Source organism: Streptomyces otsuchiensis, assembly GCF_004305975.1.
Classification (GTDB): domain Bacteria; phylum Actinomycetota; class Actinomycetes; order Streptomycetales; family Streptomycetaceae; genus Streptomyces; species Streptomyces otsuchiensis.
In genome coordinates, this window is the sequence record NZ_BHZI01000442.1 from 1 (window position 1) to 2,758 (window position 2,758).

The following is a 2,758-nucleotide window of genomic DNA, read 5'->3' on the forward strand; positions in this document are numbered from 1 at the left end:
GCCCCGAGGGGGTGGAGGTCGCGGGCGAAGTGGGCCAGGGCGGGGAACCGTTCGGGGTCGGCGCCGAGTACCGCGACGCGGAACAGCTCCATGCTGTGGTCGTGCTCCTCGGGGGTGATCGTGCTGACTCCCGCCTCGGAGGCGACCAGCGCGGCGATGAGTACGGCGATCCGGTGGTATCGGGCGGGGATCTCCTCGTCAGGCAGTCCCGTCGAGCGCAGAGCCTGAAGCACCTCTTCCATGACCAGCCGGGAACCGGTCCCGCCTGACGCGTAGCGTCCCCAAACCGAGGCGAGTTGGGGCTGCCGGCCGAACGCCTCCCGCACGCGCAGGGCCAGGGCCGTGATGCGCTGCTTCCAGTCGCCTTCGGGGCGGTAGCCGTCCATGGCGGCCAGCAGTATCCGGTCGGCGACCGCGCGCAGCAGTTCGGTCTTGCTGCGGAAGTGCCGGTAGAGGCTGGAGGAGTCGGTCCCGAGCACGGCAGCGAGCTTGCGCACACTGAACGACTCCGCGTCGCCCGTGCGCAGCAACTCGGCCGCAGCGTCCAGGATCTCCTCGGTCGACCAGCGTCTTCTGCCTGCCATCTCGCCCCTCTCGCGAAGCTCAGCCTAACCCATGCACTTGGCGTTGCACGCACCGCGTGCATAATGAGGACATGAGCGTGCCGAACAGCCCGGCAGCAGCGGGCCGCGTGTCCCTGTTACCCGGCCGGGCGGCATACGCGGAACGCCCGGGAACGACGAGAGGGAGCATGTCGTGAAGAACCCGCTGGACCCCGCAAAGCTGCGCGCCGCCCTGGAGGACGTCCAACGCGCCGGTATGCCGGGCGTGTTCGCCGAGGTATGGGACGGCGACCAGGTCTGGCGCGGCGCCGCCGGGGTCGCCGACGTCGCCACGGGCCGCCCCGCCACCGCCGACATGCGACACCGTGTCGGCAGCGTCACCAAGACCTTCACCACCGCCGCGGTACTGCAACAGGTCGAGAGCGGTCAGATCGGCCTCGACTCGCCGATCGGCCGGTACCTTCCGGAGCTGGTTCCCGGCGGACGCAGCGAGGCGATCACGGTCCGTATGCTGATCAACCACACCAGCGGCCTCGCCGAGTACCTGCCTTACGCCTACCCCTCCCTCAGAGCGTTCCCCGTCCTCGCGGACACCAGCCCGGAGAGCCTGGACGACAACCGGTTCACCCGGTTCCACCCCACCGAGCTGATCGAGATGGGGGTCACCGCACCCGCCGTCGGCGCACCGGGCGGCACGCCCGGGGTCTACTCCAACACCAACTACCTGCTACTCGGCGAGCTCCTGGGCCGGGTCACCGGCACCACGGCCGAGCGGTACATCACCCGGGCCGTGATCGAGCGGGCAGGGCTCCGGGACACCGAACTCCCCACCGAGCCGCACATCGACGGTCCGCACTCGCAGATCTACGAGTCGTGGTTCGGCATGATCGACCCCCCGCGCGACTACAGCGTCTACGACATGTCATGGGTGGGACCGGCGGCCTCACTGATATCGACCGTCACGGACATCAACCGCTTCTTCCGTCTGCTGCTGGCCGGCGAGGTCGTCAGTCCGTCGTCGCTGGCACAGATGCAACGCACCGTCCCGGTCATCTCCCAGGAGGGAAGGACGATCGACTACGGGCTCGGTCTCCACCCGATGGAGGCCCCCGGCCAGGAGACCTTCTGGGGCCACGGCGGCACGGTGTGGGGTGCTGGAACGCTGGCCATGATCCGTGCCGACGGTGAGCGGCAGATGACCGTCGCCGTGAACCTCCAGAGGTGGAACAGCCTCGGCCCCTCCGGCACGCCGCAACCCCACCCCATCGACGACGCGCTCGCGGCTCTCCATCACGTGGCGATGTACGGCTGACGGGCGACGAACGCGCCGTTCCGGCGCACCCGCGCAGCTCAGCTACGTCGGCTGATGCGCGTGCCGGCGACGCCGCACAGCACGCCCGCGGCGAGGACGAACGCCAGCCACGGCTGTCCGTTGAGTGCCGCGACCACAGTGGCGGCCACCATGAGGACCGTCCCCGCCGCGACAACACGCTGCCCTCGGCTCACCGGCTTCTCCGTTCTCCTCGAACGCCTCCCGACTGACGGAGCGCGGGAGATCATCACAGCGGCGATCACCACCAGTGGGCCGTGACGAGTCCTGGTTCAGCGTTTGGGGCCCCTCAACACCCCATGCACCGCCAGAGCTGAGCCCAATTGCGCGCCTGCCCCGATCACCGCCGGAATCACCCAGTCAGACGGCCCCGAGACAAAAGCGTACGCCAGAAACGCGGCACCGAAGAGCGCCGCGCCCGTGGCGAGCGTCAGAAGACGGGCAGCCGCGCTCATGCTCAGCTCCTCTACCGGGGAAGAGACCGATCCTCCCTCACGGTTGGGCGGGCCGGGAAGAGCCCGCCGTGAGCACGGCTGGTTCGTGCCGCGCGCCGCCGGTCAGCTGTCCTGCGGGGACGGCTGGGTGTGGCGGCTGCGGCGGGAGCGGAGTTGGGCGAGGAGCCAGGTGCCCGCGACGACCAGGCCGATCGCGGCGAAGCGGCTGGCCTCGTAGTAGGTCGTCGCGGGGTTCTCCGCCACGCCGGGCATCCCGGTCCAGGCCCACACCGCGACGGCGATACCGGCGACGATGATGCCGACGGCGCCGATCGGCCCGACCTCGCCCCACCAGGGCTCCTCCGGGCCGTAGTACGCCTCGTGGTCCGTGGCGTCCGTGCTGTCCTGGCCGGTGGTGGGCGGCTCGTCCG

The 2,758-nt window shown here is 70.2% G+C and carries 5 protein-coding genes; 1 reads left to right on the forward strand and 4 read right to left on the reverse strand.

From position 1 onward, the window contains the following. The coding region (locus tag E0D90_RS24845; RefSeq protein ID WP_130800176.1) for a TetR/AcrR family transcriptional regulator at positions 1 to 584 on the reverse strand (584 nt) is incomplete at its 3' end. Between the two features lie 172 nt (positions 585 to 756). Here E0D90_RS24845 and E0D90_RS24850 point away from each other — a divergent pair. After that, positions 757 to 1,875, forward strand: coding sequence for a serine hydrolase domain-containing protein (locus tag E0D90_RS24850; RefSeq protein ID WP_170215047.1), 1,119 nt, complete (start codon positions 757 to 759; stop codon positions 1,873 to 1,875). Positions 1,876 to 1,913: 38 nt separating this feature from the next. On the opposite strand, the gene E0D90_RS27520 is transcribed toward E0D90_RS24850, so the two are convergent. The 3 genes from E0D90_RS27520 to E0D90_RS26865 form a co-directional block, all read right to left on the reverse strand. Beyond that, positions 1,914 to 2,069 carry a hypothetical protein gene (locus E0D90_RS27520; RefSeq protein WP_194116941.1) on the reverse strand — a complete coding sequence of 52 codons (156 nt, stop codon included), beginning with the start codon at positions 2,067 to 2,069 and terminating at the stop codon, positions 1,914 to 1,916. Between the two features lie 96 nt (positions 2,070 to 2,165). Then, on the reverse strand, positions 2,166 to 2,348 hold the full coding sequence (locus E0D90_RS24855) for a hypothetical protein (protein ID WP_130800178.1): 183 nt from the start codon (positions 2,346 to 2,348) through the stop codon (positions 2,166 to 2,168). A 102-nt stretch (positions 2,349 to 2,450) separates the two neighbouring features. Beyond that, positions 2,451 to 2,758: hypothetical protein (locus E0D90_RS26865; RefSeq protein ID WP_157996945.1), on the reverse strand; the 308-nt coding region annotated here is incomplete at its 5' end.

Excerpts from the sequence above, each read along its gene's own strand:
- E0D90_RS24855 (WP_130800178.1), bottom strand. The coding sequence starts at position 2,348 with ATGAGCGCGGCTGCCCGTCTTCTGACGCTCGCCACGGGCGCGGCGCTC.